Below are 17,640 nucleotides of genomic sequence, written 5' to 3' on the forward strand. Positions count from 1 at the left end.
CCGCACGATGGTGGCATGCCCCACCGACACACGGGGGCATCAGGGTGCAAATGCGGGAGCGCACAGTCTGCCCGACGGGCCGCTCCACGGCGAGGGTCACGCACAGTGGCGAGCAGGTCACCTTGTCGGTGCCGTGGGGCAGGATGGGGCGAATGAGCGAGGAGAGTCTTCCTGGGGACGCCCGCCCGGAGTACACCGACGCCCTGCCGGAGTACGCCGAGCGGGTCCTCGAGGTCGCCGAACTGATCCCGGCCGGGCACGTCATGACGTACGGCGACGTCGCGGAGTGGCTGGAGGAGGGCGGCCCTCGTCAGGTCGGCCGCGTCATGGCTCTCTACGGGGGAGCTGTTCCGTGGTGGCGCGTCGTCCGCGCGGACGGCGTCCTGCTTCCCGGGCACGAGCTGGAGGCGCTCGGACACTACCGCGCGGAGGGTACACCGCTGAAGGAGGCGAGCCGGGCCGCGGAGGGTCACCTGCCGCGCCTCGACATGAGACGCGCGCGATGGGAGGGCGGCGAACGCGCGGAGGGTCACACCTGACAGCTTCCGCCATCGGACGCGTCCGCGTGTGACCCGTGATCCGTATGAGCGAAACAGGGCACATCCGTGGCATGACGTACGTTCGTGAGAGATGAGGCAGGCGGGCCACGTGAGTCCCGAGGGAAGAAGCGGAAGTCCTGCTTCCGCCCCTTTCGTCGGCGTAGCGTCGGCTGCGCGTGTCTCCCTCATCCCGCGGTCACCGCCTGCCTCGCGCGGCGGACGGCCCACCCGTCACCCGACCGCCACCCCCGACGACGGCGCTCCGCGCCGGCACCGAGACTGCACACCCACCAGGACCGGCGAACCACGTGAGCTCCTCTTCCTCCGTCCAGCGCCCGTCGCACCCGCAGGTGCGACAGGGGAGCCGTGGCGCTTACCGACTGGTGCGTACCCCGCCGGTCCGAACGGGTCCCCCTCGTCTGGACGCGGCACAGCGCGCGGTGGTTGACCATGAGGCGGGACCTCTGCTCGTCCTCGCAGGCCCGGGAACCGGCAAGACCACCACGCTCGTGGAGTCCGTCGCGGCCCGCATCGCGCGCGGAGGGGACCCCGAGCGGATCCTGGTGCTGACCTTCAGCCGCAAGGCCGCCGTGGAACTACGCGACCGCATGGCGCTGCGGATAGGAGCGGCCCGCGCGCCCCAGGCGACCACCTTCCACTCGTTCTGCTACGCCCTCGTGCGCGCCCACCAGGACAGCGACCTGTTCGTCGAGCCGCTGCGGCTGCTGTCCGGGCCCGAGCAGGACGTGACCGTCCGCGAGTTGCTCGCCGGCCAGCCGGACCTTGAGCGGCTCGGTCTCGCGCACGTGCGCTGGCCGGACGAGCTGCGCGCCTGCCTGACCACCCGCGGCTTCGCCGACGAGGTCCGTGCGGTGCTCGCCCGCAGCCGTGAGCTGGGCCTGGGACCGGACGCCCTGGACGCCTTCGCGCGGCACACCGGCCGCCCCGACTGGCGCGCCGCGGCAGCCTTCCTCGCCGAGTACCTCGACGTGCTCGACCTGCAGGGCGTGCTCGACTACGCCGAACTGGTCCACCGCGCGGTGCTCCTCGCCCGCCGCCCCGAGGTCGCCCAGCGGCTCACCGCGCAGTACGACGCCGTGTTCGTGGACGAGTACCAGGACACCGACCCCGCCCAGGTCCGTCTCCTGCACGCCCTGGCCGGCGAGGGGCGCACCCTGGTCGCCTTCGGCGACCCCGACCAGTCGATCTACGCCTTCCGGGGCGCGGACGTGAACGGCATCCTGGACTTTCCGCGCGCCTTCCCGCGCGCGGACGGCCGCCCGGCCCCCGTCGAGGTGCTGCGGACCTCCCGCCGCTGCGCTGCCACCCTGCTCGCCGCGACCCGGCTGCTGACCCAACGCATGCCGCTGACCCGCCTCCCCGCGGACAAGGTGCGCGCCCACCGCGAGCCGGCTCCGGTGCGCGACGGCGGCCGCGTCGAGGTCTACACGTACCCGACGCCCGGCACCGAGCTGGACAACATCGCCGACATCCTCCGCAGGGCCCATCTCGAGGACGGCGTCCCCTGGAGCGACATGGCCGTCCTGGTGCGCGCCGGATCGCGCACCATCCCCACGGTCCGCCGCGCCCTCACAGCCGCCGGCGTGCCCCTCGACATCGACGGCGACGACATGCCGCTGCGCCACGAGCCGGCGGTGGCCCCGCTGCTGACGGCGCTCCGGGCGGTCGCCACGGCGGAGTCGGGCCGGGCAGGCAACGACCTGCGCGCCCCGGAGCGGGCGGAAACCGCGGAGCCGGCGGATCCCGAAGAACCCGAACAGCACACTCCCTGGCTCGATACCGAAACCGCCCTCACTCTCCTCACCTCCCCCCTCGCCGGCATGGACGCCGCCGATCTGCGCCGCCTCGGCCGTGCCCTGCGTGAGGAGGAGCGGGCCGCGGGCAATGCGGTGCCGCCGCCGTCGAACGAACTGCTCGCGCGAGCGCTCGCCGAACCCGAACGGCTGGTGGCACACGACCCGGCGTACGCGCGCGGTGCCCAGCGCCTCGGCGCGCTGCTGCGCACGGCGCGCGAGCGCCTCGCGGGCGGCGGTACGGCCGAGGAGGCGCTGTGGGACCTGTGGCAGGGCACGCCCTGGCCCACGCGCCTGGAGCGGGCCGCCCGGCGCGGCGGTGCCGCCGGACGCAACGCGGACCGCGACCTGGACGCCGTGTGTGCGCTGTTCGCGACCGCCGCCCGCGCCGAGGAACGCTCCGGCGGCCGCGGCGCCCTCAACTTCCTGGAGGAGCTGGAGGCCGAGGACATCGCCGCCGACACCCTCACGCGGCGTGCCGTACGCCCCGACGCCGTGCGGCTGATGACCGCGCACCGCTCCAAGGGGCTCCAGTGGCGTCTGGTCGTCGTCGCAGGCGTCCAGGAGGGTTTGTGGCCGGATCTGCGCCGCCGCGGCTCCCTCCTGGAGGCCGACCGCATCGGCCGCGACGGACTTGCCGAACCACTCACCCCGGGTGCACTGCTCGCCGAGGAGCGCCGCCTGTTCTACGTCGCCGCCACACGCGCGCGTGAACGCCTCGTCGTCACCGCGGTGAAGGCCCCTGCCGACGACGGCGACCAACCCTCCCGCTTCCTGACCGAACTCGGCGTCGAACCCAAGGACGTCACGGGCCGCCCGCGTCGCCCGCTGTCCGTGGCCGCGCTCGTCGCCGAACTGCGCGCCACGACGGTCGACCCGCGAGTCTCCGACGCCCTGAGAGAGGCCGCCGCACGCCGACTGGCCCGGCTCGCCGCGCTCACCGACGAGGACGGCCGCCCACTCGTCCCGTCCGCACATCCCCACCGCTGGTGGGGCATGTTCGAGCCGACCGAGTCCAAGGTGCCGCTACGCAACCGCGACCAGCCCGTCGTACTCTCCGGAAGCGCCCTGAACCAGCTGGCCAACACCTGCGCCCTGCAGTGGTTCCTCGGCCGCGAGGTAAAAGCCGACGCGCCCGCCACCGCCGCCCAGGGCTTCGGCAACGTGGTGCACGTCCTCGCCGACGAGGTGGCCTCCGGGCGCACCCCGGCCGACCTCGCCGTCCTCATGGAACGCCTGGACTCGGTGTGGGACGCGCTCGCCTTCGACGCGCCGTGGAAGTCGGCGCAGGAGAAGGAGCACGCGCGCGTGGCGCTCGAAAGATTCCTGAAGTGGCACGTCATGGACCGCACCGGACGTACGCCGGTGGCGAGCGAGCACGACTTCGACGTCACCCTCGAAGCGGGCGACTACGAGGTACGCATCCGCGGCTCCATGGACCGCGTCGAGGCGGACGGCGAGGGCCGCGCCTACGTCGTCGACTTCAAGACCGGCAAGCAGGCGCCCAGCGCGGCCGACGTGGCCCGCCACCCCCAGCTCGCGGTCTACCAGCTGGCCGTCCGCGAAGGCGCCGTCGACGAGGCCTTCGACGGAGTGCGCCCCGAACCGGGCGGCGCCGAACTCGTCCAGCTGCGCCAGGGCGCCGCCAAGCGGGACGGCGGCGAGACACTGCCCAAGGTGCAGGCGCAGGACGCCCTTGAGGGGGAGTGGGTCGGCGAGCTGCTGGCCACCGCGGCAGGCAAGGTGCTCGACGAACGGTTCACCCCGACCACCGGCCAGCACTGCACGCACTGCACGTTCCGGGCGTCGTGCAGCGCGCGTCCCGAGGGCCGCCACGTGATCGAGTGACGTACAACACCACATGCGCTGACCTACGCTTCTCCGCTCCCGGGAGCCGATGACGGCATCTGCTGTCAGTGCCCGCCGTTAGCCTCTTGGACGTGCCCGCCCGTATCACCGATCCCGAGCAGCTCAAGGAGCTCCTCGGGATTCCGTTCACCCCGGAGCAGACGGCCTGCATCACCGCGCCGCCCGCCCCGCAGGTGATCGTGGCCGGAGCCGGATCCGGCAAGACCACGGTGATGGCGGCCCGCGTGGTGTGGCTGGTCGGTACCGGCCAGGTCGCCCCCGAACAGGTGCTCGGCCTCACCTTCACCAACAAGGCCGCAGGCGAACTCGCCGAGCGCGTCCGCAAGGCCCTCGTCAAGGCCGGTGTGACCGACCCGGACGTCATCGACCCGGACAACCCGCCCGGCGAACCGGTCATCTCCACCTATCACGCGTTCGCGGGCCGTCTGCTGACCGACCACGGCCTGCGCATCGGGCTCGAACCGACCTCCCGCCTCCTCGCCGACGCCACCCGCTACCAGCTCGCCGCGCGCGTGCTGCGCGAAGCCCCGGGCCCGTACCCGGCGCTGACCCGCTCCTTCGCGGACCTCGTCAGCGACCTGCTCACCCTGGACTCCGAACTCGCCGAACACCTCGTACGCCCCGAGGACCTGCGCACCTGGGACGCCGAACTGCTGCACACCCTGCAGCGCGTCAAGCTCACCAACGCCGACCTGCGCAAGGTCCCCGAGACGGCCGCCGCCCGCCGCGAACTCACCGAACTGGTCCTGCGCTACCGGGCCGCGAAACGCGAGCGAGACCTGCTCGACTTCGGCGACCAGATCGCCCTCGCCGCGCGCCTCGCCCAACTCCCCGACGTCGGCCGTATCCTGCGCGACGAGTTCCGCGTCGTCCTCCTCGACGAGTACCAGGACACATCCGTCGCCCAACGCGTCCTCCTGGCAGGACTGTTCGGCGGCGGCACCGGCCACCCCGTGACCGCCGTCGGCGACCCCTGCCAGGCCATCTACGGCTGGCGCGGCGCCTCCGTCGCCAACCTGGACGACTTCCCCGACCACTTCGCCCACACCGACGGCCGCCCCGCCACCCGCCAGGCGCTCAGCGAGAACCGCCGCAGCGGCGGCCGCCTCCTGAACCTCGCCAACGGCCTCGCCGAGCCGCTGCGCGCCATGCACGCGGGCGTGGAGGCCCTCCGCCCCGCTCCCGGCGCCGAACACGACGGCATCGTCCGCTGCGCCCTGCTGCCCACCCACGCCGAGGAGATCGACTGGATCGCCGACTCCCTCGCCCACCTCGTCCGCACCGGCAAGGAACCCGGCGAGATCGCCGTCCTGTGCCGTACGGCCACCGACTTCGCCGAAATCCAGGGCGCGCTCGTCGCCCGTGACATCCCCGTGGAGGTCGTCGGCCTCTCCGGGCTGCTGCACCTGCCCGAGGTGGCCGACCTGGTCGCCGTCTGCGAGGTGCTCCAGGACCCGGGCGCCAACGCCTCCCTGGTCCGCCTGCTGACCGGCCCCCGCTGGCGCATCGGCCCGCGCGACCTCGCCCTCCTGGGCAGGCGCGCCCGCCTACTCGTGTCCCACGCGCGCGTGGACACGGACGACGACCCCGACCGCCGGCTCGCAGAAGCAGTCGAAGGCGTCGACCCGGCCGAGGTGATTTCCCTCGCCGACGCCCTCGACACGTTCCTGGAGACCCCACTGGAGGGTGGCGGGGACGACGACGGGCTGCCCTTCTCGCCGGACGCGCGCGTACGGTTCGCGCGCCTCGCCGCCGAACTGCGCGACCTGCGCCGCTCCCTGTCCGACCCGCTCATGGACGTACTCCACCGCGTCCTCGCCGTCACCGGCCTGGAGGTCGAACTCTCGGCGTCCCCGCACGCCCTGGCCGCCCGCCGCCGCGAAACCCTCTCCAACTTCCTGGACGTCGCTGCCTCCTTCGCCGCGAACGAGAACGAGGCGAGCCTGCTCGCCTTCCTGGGCTTCCTGCGCACCGCCGCCCAGTACGAAAAGGGCCTCGACAACGCCCTCCCCGGTGGCGAGAACACCGTCAAGGTGCTCACCGCGCACAAGTCCAAGGGCCTGGAATGGGACGTCGTCGCCGTGCCCGGCCTGGTCACCGGCACCTTCCCCAGCAGCCAGGGCCGCGAGAAATGGACAGCCCAGGCCAAGGTGCTGCCCCACGAACTGCGCGGCGACGCCGACACACTGCCCGACATCCAGACCTGGGACTCACGCGGCATGAAGGCCTTCCACGAGGCCATGAAGGACCACCAGCACATCGAGGAACTCCGTCTCGGTTACGTCACCTTCACCCGCCCCCGCTCCCTGCTGCTCGGCTCCGGCCACTGGTGGGGCCCCACGCAGAAGAAGCCCCGCGGACCGTCCGACTTCCTCCAAGCCCTCCACGACCACTGCGCCGCCGGTCACGGCGAGATCGAGGCATGGGCGGAGGAACCCGCCGAGGACGAGGAGAACCCGGCCCTGCACCAGGCCACCGCCGAGCAGCGCTGGCCACTGCCCCTGGACGACACGGCACTGGCCCGACGCCGCGGGGCCGCCGCGACGGTCCTCGCCCACCTCGACGACCTCGCCTCCCACAACAGCGGCCACCCCGCCGCCGTACAAGACCCCGACACCCACGACGACCCGGACTGGCCCTCGCCACCGGACGACGAGATCCCCCATGAGGACGAGATCCCCCATGGACACGAGATCCCCTATGAGGACGAGATCCCATACGCGGATGAAACCGAGGAGGACCCGGCCGACTGGGACTCCTGGGCCACGCAGCGCCCGACGGACACGCAGCGCCCGACGGAGCAGCACCGTCCGACCGTCCCGCACCAGGCGACGTCCCCGGACCTCCACACCACGCACGGCGCACGCCCACACCCCCCGGAGCCCGAGCCGAGCCCGCTCACCCCCGAAGAGGCCCGCACCATCGCCTCCTGGGACCGCGACCTCGACGCCCTCACCGGAGAACTCCTCCGCGCGCGCGAGTCCGTCACCGAGGTCCCCCTGCCGGCATCGCTGACCACCACCCAACTGCTGCGCCTCGCCGCCGACCCGGACGGCTTCGCCCAGGAGCTGGCCCGCCCCATGCCACACCCACCCCAGCCCGCCGCCCGCCGCGGCACCCGCTTCCACGCCTGGGTCGAGGCACGTTTCGAAGAACTGACCCTGCCCATGCTGGAGCCGGAAGAGCTGCCCGGCACCGAAGCCGAGATCGCCGACGAACGCGATCTGGAGGCCCTCAAGGAAGCCTTCGAACGCACCGAGTACGCCCACCGCACGCCCTCCCGCGTCGAAGCCCCCTTCCAGCTCGCCATCGCCGGCCGCGTCGTACGGGGCCGTATCGACGCCGTCTACCAGAACGGCGACGGCGAGCAGGCGACGTACGAGATCGTCGACTGGAAGACCGGCCGCACCCCGACCGCCGACCCCCTCCAGCTCGCCGTGTACCGACTCGCCTGGGCCGAGCAGCAGGGGGTGCCCCTGGAATCGGTCACCGCCGCCTTCGTGCACGTACGCACCGGCGAGGTCGTACGCCCCGACGACCTCCCGGACCGCGCCGCACTGGAACAACTGCTGCTGGACGAGCCGCCCGGTGACGAACCGCACGACCGGACTGTCACTGTGGGCCGATAGGCTCGTGACCATGAGCCAGACCCCGGACAGCGCCGTCCGCACGTACATCGACCAGCACGCTGGCGCCTTCCTCGACGACCTCGCCGAGTGGCTGCGCATCCCGTCGGTGTCCGCCCAACCCCACCACGCGCCCGACGTACGGCGCAGCGCCGACTGGCTCGCCGGCAAGCTCAAGGAGACCGGCTTCCCGACCGCCGAGATCTGGCAGACGCAGGGCGCACCCGCCGTCTACGCCGAGTGGCCCTCCGACGACCCCACCGCACCCACCGTCCTCGTCTACGGCCACCACGACGTGCAGCCCGCCGCCCGCGAGGACGGCTGGGACAGCGAGCCCTTCCACCCCGTCGTCCGGGAAAACCGCCTCTACGCGCGCGGGGCCGCCGACGACAAGGGCCAGGTGTTCTTCCACACACTCGGCGTCCGCGCCCACCTCGCCGCCACCGGCCGCACCACCCCGGCCGTCAACCTCAAACTGCTGATCGAAGGCGAGGAGGAGTCCGGCTCCCCGCACTTCCGGGCCCTAGTCCAGGAGCACGCCCACCGGCTCACCACCGACGCGGTGATCGTCTCCGACACCGGCATGTGGTCCGAGGACACCCCCACCGTGTGCACCGGCATGCGCGGCCTCGCCGAGTGCGAGATCCGGCTGCACGGCCCCGACCAGGACATCCACTCCGGCTCCTTCGGCGGCGCCGTCCCCAACCCGGCGACCGCGGTCGCCCGCCTCGTCGCCGCCCTGCACGACGAGCACGCGCGCGTGGCGATCCCCGGCTTCTACGACGGCGTCGTCGACCTCACCGACCAGGAGCGCGCACTCCTCGCCGAACTGCCCTTCGACGAGCAGCAGTGGCTCCGCACCGCCAAGTCGTACGCCACCCAGGGCGAGGCCGGATACACCACCCTGGAACGCATATGGGCCCGCCCCACGGCCGAGGTCAACGGCATCGGCAGCGGCTACCAGGGCCCCGGCAGCAAGACGATCATCCCGTCCACGGCCATGGTGAAGCTGTCCTTCCGCCTGGTCGCGGGCCAGGACCCCGACCACATCGAGAAAGCCGTCCGCGCCTGGGCGGCCGACCAGATCCCCGCCGGCATCCGACACGACATCACCTTCTCCGCGGCCACACGCCCCTGCCTGACGCCACTGGACCACCCGGCCCTGCAGTCCGTCGCCCGCGCCATGAACCGAGCCTTCGAAAAACCAGTCCGCTACACCCGCGAAGGCGGCTCCGGACCCGCCGCGGACCTCCAGGAAATCCTCCGCGCACCCGTCCTCTTCCTGGGCATCTCCGTCCCCTCCGACGGCTGGCACGCCCCCAACGAGAAAGTCGAGCTCGACCTGCTCCTCAAGGGCGTCGAGACCACCGCATACCTGTGGGGCGACCTCGCAGAACACTGGCGCCATGAGCCCTGACCGATCCACGCCGCACGGAGCCCCACCCCGCACGGGGCACACTGGAAGAGCCGCGCCGCACCACGGAGCCCCGCCGCACCCGGTCGCCTCCTGCCGTACGTCCCGCTGAACCGCCGCCGCATCAACCGTTCCACCGGGGGAGTTGGAAGCACCTGTGACCACCTGGACCGACCACACCGCCGACCGACCCATCTCGCTCACCGCCCCCAGCGGAATCGACCGTGCCGCACACCACCGCCTCGACGAGGCCTGGCTCGCGGCGGCGTGGAGCCACCCCACAACCCGCTGCTTCGTGGTCTCCGGTGGTCAGGTCCTCATCGACGAGACAGCCGACGGCCGCACCGAACTCGTCATGAGCCCGTCCTTCGAAGCCCCGCTCACCGAGGCCCACCGCTACTTCCTCGGCATAGACGAAGACGGCGTCTCCTACTTCGCCCTCCAGAAGGACGCCCTGCCCGGCCGCATGGACCAGTCCGCGCGCCCCGCCGGCCTGCGCGAGGCCGGCCTGCTGCTCTCCCCCCGCGACGCCGGCCTCATGGTGCACGCCGTCGGCCTGGAGAACTGGCAGCGCACACACCGCTTCTGCTCCCGCTGCGGCGAACGCACCGTCATCGCAGCGGCCGGCCACATCCGCCGCTGCCCTGCCTGCGGCGCCGAGCACTACCCCCGCACCGACCCCGCCGTGATCATGGCCGTCACCGACGAGGACGACCGCATCCTGCTCGGCCGCCAGGTCCACTGGCCCGAAGGCCGCTTCTCCACGCTCGCCGGCTTCGTCGAGCCCGGCGAGTCCATCGAGCAGTCCGTACGCCGCGAGGTCCACGAAGAGGCCGGCATCACCGTCGGCCAGGTCGAGTACGTCGCCAGCCAGCCCTGGCCCTTCCCATCCAGCCTCATGCTCGGCTTCATGGCCCGCGCCACCTCCACCGACATCACCGTCGACGGCGACGAGATCCACGAGGCCCGCTGGTTCTCCCGCGACGAACTGCGCGCCGCCTTCGACTCCGGAGAAGTGCTGCCGCCCTACGGCATCTCCATCGCGGCCCGCCTGATCGAACTCTGGTACGGCAAGCCACTGCCGACCCGCACCGCCTTCTGACCACACAACGAAGGGGTGGCCGCCCCCGGTGAGGGACGGCCACCCCTCCGAGTGAGCCGGTTACGCGCCGATCTTCTGCTTGACCTGCGCCAGCGACGGGTTCGTCAACGTCGACCCGTCCGGGAACAACATGGTCGGCACCGTCTGGTTACCCCCGTTCGCCTTCTCCACGAACGCCGCGGACTCCGGGTCCTGCTCGATGTTGATCTCGGTGTACGCGATGCCCTCGCGGTCCAGCTGGCTCTTCAGCCGACGGCAGTAGCCGCACCATGTGGTGCTGTACATCGTCACAGTGCCCGGCATGTCTCTCGCGCTCCTCGGCGGGTCGGGGACGGATGGTCGCAGAGGGGGAACGTACGCGAACGGTCCGCCATTCCCGCCGGGGGTATACGGCAGGACGTGACGCCTGCCGCATTAGTACGACTGCAGGAAGCCGCCTGTGGACAACCGGCTCACCCGCCTCCGGCGACCTGGCAGCATGGCCGTGTGACAGCAGCAACGCACTCCACCCTCTTCTCGCAGCACCCCGGCAGTGCTCAGTACTCGGCTCCGCCGAGCGGAGCCGACGCGGTGCTCGAAGGGCTCGACCCCGAGCAGCGCGAAGTCGCCACCGCGCTGCACGGCCCGGTGTGCGTGCTTGCAGGCGCAGGCACCGGCAAGACCCGGGCCATCACCCACCGCATCGCCTACGGCGTACGCGCCGGCATCCTGCAGCCCTCCAGCGTGCTCGCCGTCACCTTCACCAACCGCGCCGCCGGCGAGATGCGCGGCCGTCTTCGCCAGCTCGGCGCCACCGGCGTCCAAGCCCGCACGTTCCACTCGGCCGCACTGCGCCAGCTCCAGTACTTCTGGCCGAAAGCAGTCGGTGGCTCCATCCCCCGGCTCGTCGACCGCAAGTTCCAACTCGTCGCCGACGCGGCCGCCGCCTGCCGTATCCGCCTCGACCGGGGCGAGCTGCGGGACATCACCGCCGAGATCGAGTGGTCCAAGGTCACCCAGACGGTCCCCGCCGACTACCCGCTCGCAGCCGCGAAGGCCGGCCGTGAGGCTTCACGCGACCCGGCCGAGATCGTCCAGCTCTATTCCACCTACGAAGACCTCAAACGCGACCGCGCCGTCATCGACTTCGAGGACGTCCTGCTGCTGACCGTCGCCATCCTTCAGGACCGGCACGACATCGCCGAACAGGTCCGCGCCCAGTACCAGCACTTCGTCGTCGACGAATACCAGGACGTCAGCCCCCTCCAGCAGCGCCTGCTGGAACTCTGGCTCGGCGACCGGGACAACCTGTGCGTCGTCGGCGACGCCAGCCAGACGATCTACTCGTTCACCGGAGCAACCCCCGACCACCTGCTCGACTTCCGCACCCGCCACCCCGGCGCCACCGTCGTCAAACTGGTCCGCGACTACCGCTCCACACCCCAGGTCGTCCATCTCGCCAACGGACTGCTCGCCCAGGCCCGCGGCCGCGCCGCCGACCACCGGCTGGAACTCGTCTCCCAGCGCCCCCCGGGCCCCGAGCCTGTCTACACCGAACACACCGACGAGCCCGCCGAGGCCGAGGGCGCCGCCCGCCGTATCCGCGAGCTCCTCGACGCCGGCGTCCCGGCCGGTGAGATCGCCATCCTGTTCCGCACCAACGCCCAGTCCGAGACCTACGAGCAGGCCCTCGCCGACGCGGGGATCCCTTACCAGCTGCGCGGCGCCGAACGGTTCTTCGACCGCCCCGAAGTGCGCAAGGCAGGCATTGCCCTGCGCGGAGCGGCCCGCTTCGGCGGTAACGACTCGCTCCTCGACGAGGCCGTCGACCTGCCCTCCCAGGTCCGGGCAGTGCTGTCCGGCGAGGGCTGGACGACCACGCCCCCCGCCGGATCCGGCGCCGTCAGAGAGCGCTGGGAGTCCCTCGCCGCGCTCGTGAACCTCGCGCAGGACTTCGCGGCAGCCCGGCCCGGCGCCACTCTGAGCGACCTCGTCGCAGAGCTCGACGAACGTGCGAACGCCCAGCACGCACCCACCGTGCAGGGCGTCACCCTCGCCTCCCTGCACTCCGCCAAGGGCCTGGAGTGGGAGGTCGTCTTCCTCGTCGGAGTCGCCGAGGGCATGATGCCGATCACCTACGCGAAGACCGACGAACAGATCGAGGAGGAGCGCCGCCTCCTCTACGTCGGCGTCACCCGCGCACGCTCCCATCTCCACGTCTCCTGGTCTCTCGCCCGCTCACCCGGCGGCCGCCCCAATCGGCGCCCCAGCCGTTTCCTCGACGGACTGCGTCCGGGATCGGCCGCGACCGGGGGCCGCAGCGGCGCCGGGGCCTCTGGGGGCATCGAGCGCGGTCACGGCGGCAGCGGCACAGGTCCCGTCGCGCCGAGACGGACCCAGCGCACCCCGGCCCGCTGCCGGGTCTGCGGACGCACCCTCACCGACGCCGGCGAGATGAAGCTGATGCGCTGTGAGGAGTGCCCCTCCGACATGGACGAGGGGCTCTACGAGCGGCTGCGGCAGTGGCGCGAGGTCCAGGCACGGCGCAGCGGCCAGCCGGCGTTCTGCGTCTTCACCGACAAGACGCTGATGGCGATCGCCGAGGCCGCCCCTGACGACGAGGGCGAACTGGCTCGAATCCCGGGGGTCGGAGTGCGCAAGCTCAACCGCTACGGGACCGACGTCCTGGCCATCTGTGCAGGCCACGAGCCAGAGGGAGAGGAAGACGGGGACTGATACCAACTCGTCGAAAAAATAGTTTGCGCATGCCCCAGCAATCCCCATAGGTTCTTAGCCACGGGAACAGCGGCCTTCTCGGAGGCCCTGATTCCGTGTTGTACTTGCATATCCGTCGGACTGGCTCACCCCAGTCCCCCGAGACGCCGAGAGGAGGCGAGTCCAGTGATCAGCATCAAGAACAGCACCACCAGCATCGTCAAAATGACCGATCGCTCGGTCGCCTCCGTGTGCATGCTCGGCGTCTCCAACCTGGGCACCGGTCTGTCCGGCATTCGTGCCGTCCGTCCGGCGTCCTCCCTGTCTCTCGCGGGACTTCCCGTCCGCGAGCGCAATGAGCGACCGACCAAGGCACTGGAAGCGGCAGTAGTGGCACAGGCCAAGGCCTATGCCTTTACGGCGACCGGTGCCGGATTCCGGAAGCAGACGACGCAGCACCACCTGATGTGGGCCTTCCGTGGGCCAGAACCCTGGAGTGATCCAGCCTGATCGGCGATCAGGCCGGCGCCTTCAGGGCCGCGGAACCCCACTCGGGATCCGCGGCCCTTCTGTTTGTCCCGAACGGGATGACAGAGCGAAGGGGCCTCGGGACAAGAAAAGAACCCGGTACCAGCCGCTACCCGGTCCAACAGGACCGGAACGACCAGACGAGGAAGACGACACCGTGCAACTCGAAGCGCACGCCCCGTCCGTACCGCCTTCCGAAACGATCCCCCCGCCCGGCCTCACGGAGGACTCCACCTTGACCCCGCTCACTGCGCTCACCGCGCTCGACGACGCCATCGAGAACCTCGGCGTCCCCGTCCCCTGCCGCTCCTACGACCCGGAGGTCTTCTTCGCCGAGTCGCCGGCGGACGTGGAGTACGCCAAGTCTCTCTGCCGTACCTGCCCGCTGATCGAGGCCTGCCTCGCCGGCGCCAAGGAACGGCGTGAGCCCTGGGGCGTCTGGGGTGGCGAGCTGTTCGTCCAGGGTGTCGTCGTCGCCCGGAAGCGGCCGCGTGGCCGCCCGCGCAAGAACCCGGTCACGGCATGAACACCGCAGGAACGATCGACCGCCCCCTCACGCACGACCCTCAGAAGCAGGCCCCGATGAAGCCGTCCACCAACGAGCCCACCGGCTCCGCGACACCAGACGTCACCACCACCGGCGCGAACGACTCGCGCCAGAACAGGACCCGCGAGATGCAACTCATCCCAGAAGCCCTGGCCCGTGCGCATATGCACGACCGGCTGCACGAGGCGCACCAGGAGCGCCGGGCCCTGCGCCTGGTGGCTGCTCGCCGGATGCAGCGCCGGGCCGAGCGGGCATCGAGGCGCGCCCGCCGCGCGCTCGCCATGGCCGTCATGCAGTAACCCGGAACACCTGAAGCGGTGGCCTCCCGAGCTGAGGAGGCAAGAGCTCCCGGCGGGGGCCGGTTCGTCCGAGCGGACCGGTCCCCGCGGTGCGTTGTGTCCGGCGAACCGTCGGGTACGGCGATATCGTCGCCGGGTGACGAGTCTTCCCGGAGGCAGTGACGACGGCGGCTCCGCCCCGGAGCCCCGACCCATCGTCTGCGCCCGCTGCGGTGCCCAGGCCCGCGGCCCGCAGCCCACCTGGACGTGCTCTGTGGAGCACGGCACTCGCCGCTATTTCTGCGACTTCTGCTCGCGGGAGAACCTCAGGGCGATTGAGGGGCGGTTGGACTCGGCGTGGTGGTAGGGGGCTCTGGGCCCTTTCTGGGGCCCTCCCCCTCCCCCCACCCCACCACCCCCTTCAAGAAGCCGAAAACGGCAGCCCGACAGCCCGGCTCACGCCTCCGCCGCAGCCTCCTCCTCGCCCATGCCGTCCTCCTCGTCCACGCCTTCCTCCGCCAAGAACCCCGGCAGCCACTCCTCCAGTTCCTCGCGCAGCCTTACCGTCGCGCCCAGTTGGCACAGCACCCCGATGGTGCTGAGGGTCACCCGGTGTATCAGGAGGTACGCGGGCGGCAGGTTGAGCTGCTTGCCGAGCTGGTAGGCGGGGGAGCGGGGGTCGGCGACGCGGGCTGCCTGGCTGCGCATCCAGCCGCGGGTGAAGGTGAACTCCTCGACCTGGGCGGGCTCGATGATGGGCAGCAGGTAGTCGAGGACCGCGTCGGGGTCCAGCTCGATGGACTGTTTGACGAAGCCCTCCTCACAGAGCAGCTCGTAGACGGCCTGTGCGTCGCCGTCGAGGGTCATCCGCAGGGAGTGGCCTATGGGTGTGGGCAGGCCGCCCTGGAGGCGGTCGACCGTGCCGAAGTCCAGGACTCCGAGGCGCCAGTCGTTGTCCCCGCCCGGCCCGCCGGGCAGGAGGCGGAAGTTGCCAGGGTGCGGGTCGGCGTGCAGGAGGCCGGTGCGGGCCGGGCCGGAGAAGAGGAAACGGGCGAGGAGCTGACCGGCCCGGTCGCGCTGTTCCTGGGTGCCGTCCCTGATGATCTCTGACATCGGAATGCCGTCGATCCACTCGGTGATCAGGACCTCGTCGCACTGGTGGACCACGGCCGGCACCAGGACGTCCGGGTCGTCGGCGAACTCCTCTGCGTGGGTTTGCTGGGCCTGAGCTTCCAGGCCGTAGTCCAGCTCCTCGGAGACGCGGTCCCTCAGCTCCGCGATCAGCGGTTTGATGTCCATGCCGGGAATGAGGGGACCCAACAGGCGGGAGAAACGGCTCAGTTGGTTCAGGTCGGACAGCAGGGCCTCGCCTGCTCCCGGGTACTGCACTTTGACCGCGACCTCACGTCCGTCGTGCCACACGCCCCGGTGCACCTGGCCGATCGAGGCCGCCGCGGACGGCTTGTCCTCGAACTCCAGGAACAGCTCCCGCCAGTCCTCGCCGAGCCGCTCGCCGAGCACGGTGTGTACGGTGCGCGTCGGCATCGGGGGCGCCGCTTCCTGGAGCTTGGTGAGGGCCACCCGGTAGGGGCCGGCGATCTCCTCGGGCAGGGCCGACTCGAAGACGGACAGGGCCTGCCCGAACTTCATCGCGCCGCCCTTGAGCTCTCCGAGTACTTTGAAGAGCTGTTCGGCCGTCCGCTGCTGCAGTTCGCGGCCGACTATCTCCGCGGATTCGCCGACGATCCGCTTGCCCAGGCCCCAGGTGGCCCGCCCGGCGAAGCCGAGCGGGAGCGCGGCGAGCTTGGCGGTACGGGTGACCGCCTTGCGGGGAAGATCAGACATGCGCCCTCCAGGTCCCAGCCGGTCGCGCCGCGCCCGCCGTACGGCGTAACTCCCTCGGCGACCGTTCCACCGCCATTGTCTCGTGTGCCTCCGCATCCTCCGAAGCGCGTTCCCCCTTTCCTCTCTCCGCAGCCCCGCACGGGCATGCGGGATGGGCCCAGACCGGCCGCGCATGCCACTGAAGACCCGGCAGCGAGACCTCCCAGCGTGCGCCCGTGCTGGAGGGCACCTGGCCGTCCAGGAAGGCGAGTGTGTGCGCGGCCGCCAGCCCGGCGACGGTGATGGCCAGGGCCAGGTCGCAGGGGCGGACATGGGGCTGTCTGCCCGAGCGCCACTGGGCGACCAGGCGGGGCCAGGTCGGGTCCCGGTCGGTGCGGTCCTCGTGCAGACAGCGGGCGCAGCCCGTCTCGCCGGGCAGGACGAGCGGGCCGACCACGCCGGTTCCCTCGACGACTCCGGCATACAGGTGGGGCGTACCCGAAGTGATGAGTGGTTCTGCGGTGTCCGGGGCGGGGGCGTGCACGGCGACATCGTCGCGTGGGGCGAGGATCACCAGTGAGTAGCCGGGGTCGGCCGCCTCGAGTCGTGGTCTGGGGCCGCGGCGGGGTGGGCGGTCCGGTGCGGCGCGGCGCACGGCACGGCGGGCGGCTTCGTCGCGGCGCTCGCCGACGGACTCGGCGGGCAGTCCGCCCGGCGCGATGTCCCACGGTTCGACCTGGCCGCAGTCGCGCACGTCCACCTCGCCGACTCCGGCGCCCGACAGCAGGGAGGCCAGGACGGTGCCCACCCGGCCGGCTCCGCGCACCTGTACGCGGAGGGAGCGACGGGCGGCCAGGCGGCTGATCGCGTCGCCGGGTCGGGAGGTGGTCAGGGACAGCGAGGCCAGGTCGGGGCGGAGCCGGTCGAGGACCTCTTTCTTTGTGCGTAGTGTGTCGGCGGCCGGGCTGCCTCCCTTGGCGTCGTCGAGCAGTCCGGACCGGGCCAGCCGCTCGACCAGCGCGTCGACATGGCCGTCCGGCAGGTCCATGCGCCGTCCCTCTTCGCGCAGGAGCGGCAGGCCGCGAGTGCCGTTGAGCAGTTCGAGGAAGTGTCCCGTGGCCGAATCCATCGGACCCAGCGTCATCGCGTGCGCCGGTGTCATGCCGAACTGCACGGTGTTGAGGTCGCGCCAGCCGCGCCTGAGCGCGGGCTTCACTTTCGGATGCATGTCAGGCCCCCGTAGCCCCTGGAAGGTCGCGGTCAGGTCCCGGTCTTGGTCCCTGTCCTGCCTCTTCTTGTCCCGTTTGTTGCTCTTTGCTGCGGTTCGTCGGTGGAGGTGGTCTGTGCTCCGCCGACGAGTGCCAGCATGCCTGGCGCGGCCGTTCGGTGCCGAAAGTTGTCCACA

The 17,640-nt window shown here is 71.5% G+C and carries 13 protein-coding genes; 10 read left to right on the forward strand and 3 right to left on the reverse strand.

All coding sequences use genetic code 11. From position 1 onward, the window contains the following. The first annotated feature begins 152 nt into the window (after window positions 1-152). The 5 genes from ACFV7R_RS19890 (at window position 153) to nudC (ending at window position 10,364) form a co-directional block, all read left to right on the forward strand. A complete protein-coding gene (locus ACFV7R_RS19890; protein ID WP_385264970.1) occupies window positions 153-539 on the forward strand; it encodes an MGMT family protein in 387 nt (128 codons plus the stop codon). A gap of 308 nt (window positions 540-847) precedes the next feature. Further along, complete coding sequence (locus tag ACFV7R_RS19895; RefSeq protein ID WP_385264973.1) at window positions 848-4,201, forward strand: ATP-dependent helicase; 3,354 nt, start codon at window positions 848-850, stop codon at window positions 4,199-4,201. A 92-nt stretch (window positions 4,202-4,293) separates the two neighbouring features. Beyond that, window positions 4,294-7,851, forward strand: a complete 3,558-nt coding sequence (locus ACFV7R_RS19900) for an ATP-dependent helicase (RefSeq protein ID WP_385264975.1) — start codon at window positions 4,294-4,296, stop codon at window positions 7,849-7,851. A 10-nt stretch (window positions 7,852-7,861) separates the two neighbouring features. Beyond that, window positions 7,862-9,265, forward strand: coding sequence for a dipeptidase (locus ACFV7R_RS19905; RefSeq protein WP_385264978.1), 1,404 nt, complete (start codon window positions 7,862-7,864; stop codon window positions 9,263-9,265). A gap of 154 nt (window positions 9,266-9,419) precedes the next feature. Then, window positions 9,420-10,364 carry an NAD(+) diphosphatase gene (gene nudC, locus ACFV7R_RS19910; RefSeq protein WP_165396465.1) on the forward strand — a complete coding sequence of 315 codons (945 nt, stop codon included), beginning with the start codon at window positions 9,420-9,422 and terminating at the stop codon, window positions 10,362-10,364. A gap of 60 nt (window positions 10,365-10,424) precedes the next feature. Here nudC and ACFV7R_RS19915 read toward each other — a convergent pair whose 3' ends face one another. Then, window positions 10,425-10,667, reverse strand: coding sequence for a mycoredoxin (locus tag ACFV7R_RS19915; protein WP_129802290.1), 243 nt, complete (start codon window positions 10,665-10,667; stop codon window positions 10,425-10,427). Between the two features lie 183 nt (window positions 10,668-10,850). On the opposite strand from ACFV7R_RS19915, the gene ACFV7R_RS19920 reads away from it, so the two are divergent. The 5 genes from ACFV7R_RS19920 (at window position 10,851) to ACFV7R_RS19940 (ending at window position 14,778) form a co-directional block, all read left to right on the forward strand. After that, window positions 10,851-13,079: an ATP-dependent DNA helicase UvrD2 gene (locus ACFV7R_RS19920; protein ID WP_385264981.1), complete on the forward strand. Its 2,229-nt coding sequence runs from the start codon at window positions 10,851-10,853 to the stop codon at window positions 13,077-13,079. Between the two features lie 165 nt (window positions 13,080-13,244). Beyond that, window positions 13,245-13,568, forward strand: a complete 324-nt coding sequence (locus tag ACFV7R_RS19925; protein ID WP_129802263.1) for a hypothetical protein — start codon at window positions 13,245-13,247, stop codon at window positions 13,566-13,568. A gap of 175 nt (window positions 13,569-13,743) precedes the next feature. After that, a complete protein-coding gene (locus ACFV7R_RS19930; protein WP_019072119.1) occupies window positions 13,744-14,112 on the forward strand; it encodes a WhiB family transcriptional regulator in 369 nt (122 codons plus the stop codon). Beyond that, a complete protein-coding gene (locus tag ACFV7R_RS19935; RefSeq protein WP_129802262.1) occupies window positions 14,109-14,432 on the forward strand; it encodes a hypothetical protein in 324 nt (107 codons plus the stop codon). The genes ACFV7R_RS19930 and ACFV7R_RS19935 overlap by 4 nt, the downstream gene beginning before the upstream one ends. Before the next feature lie 136 nt (window positions 14,433-14,568). Next, complete coding sequence (locus ACFV7R_RS19940) at window positions 14,569-14,778, forward strand: hypothetical protein (RefSeq protein ID WP_129802261.1); 210 nt, start codon at window positions 14,569-14,571, stop codon at window positions 14,776-14,778. Between the two features lie 89 nt (window positions 14,779-14,867). On the opposite strand, the gene ACFV7R_RS19945 is transcribed toward ACFV7R_RS19940, so the two are convergent. Together ACFV7R_RS19945 and ACFV7R_RS19950 are read right to left on the reverse strand one after the other, a co-directional pair. Continuing rightward, complete coding sequence (locus ACFV7R_RS19945) at window positions 14,868-16,256, reverse strand: ABC1 kinase family protein (protein ID WP_385264985.1); 1,389 nt, start codon at window positions 16,254-16,256, stop codon at window positions 14,868-14,870. Next, on the reverse strand, window positions 16,249-17,463 hold the full coding sequence (locus tag ACFV7R_RS19950; RefSeq protein ID WP_385264988.1) for a TOMM precursor leader peptide-binding protein: 1,215 nt from the start codon (window positions 17,461-17,463) through the stop codon (window positions 16,249-16,251). The genes ACFV7R_RS19945 and ACFV7R_RS19950 overlap by 8 nt, the downstream gene beginning before the upstream one ends. Window positions 17,464-17,640: the final 177 nt, after the last annotated feature.

Source organism: Streptomyces sp. NPDC059866 (assembly GCF_042731325.1).
Classification (GTDB): domain Bacteria; phylum Actinomycetota; class Actinomycetes; order Streptomycetales; family Streptomycetaceae; genus Streptomyces; species Streptomyces flavusporus.

What these genes read in the sequence shown, in the direction of transcription:
- ACFV7R_RS19890 (WP_385264970.1), top strand. Translation starts at nt 153, where the DNA reads ATGAGCGAGGAGAGTCTTCCTGGGGACGCCCGCCCGGAGTACACCGAC.
- ACFV7R_RS19905 (WP_385264978.1), top strand. Translation starts at nt 7,862, where the DNA reads ATGAGCCAGACCCCGGACAGCGCCGTCCGCACGTACATCGACCAGCAC.
- ACFV7R_RS19915 (WP_129802290.1), bottom strand. Translation starts at nt 10,667, where the DNA reads ATGCCGGGCACTGTGACGATGTACAGCACCACATGGTGCGGCTACTGC.
- ACFV7R_RS19935 (WP_129802262.1), top strand. Translation starts at nt 14,109, where the DNA reads ATGAACACCGCAGGAACGATCGACCGCCCCCTCACGCACGACCCTCAG.
- ACFV7R_RS19945 (WP_385264985.1), bottom strand. Translation starts at nt 16,256, where the DNA reads ATGTCTGATCTTCCCCGCAAGGCGGTCACCCGTACCGCCAAGCTCGCC.
- ACFV7R_RS19950 (WP_385264988.1), bottom strand. Translation starts at nt 17,463, where the DNA reads ATGCATCCGAAAGTGAAGCCCGCGCTCAGGCGCGGCTGGCGCGACCTC.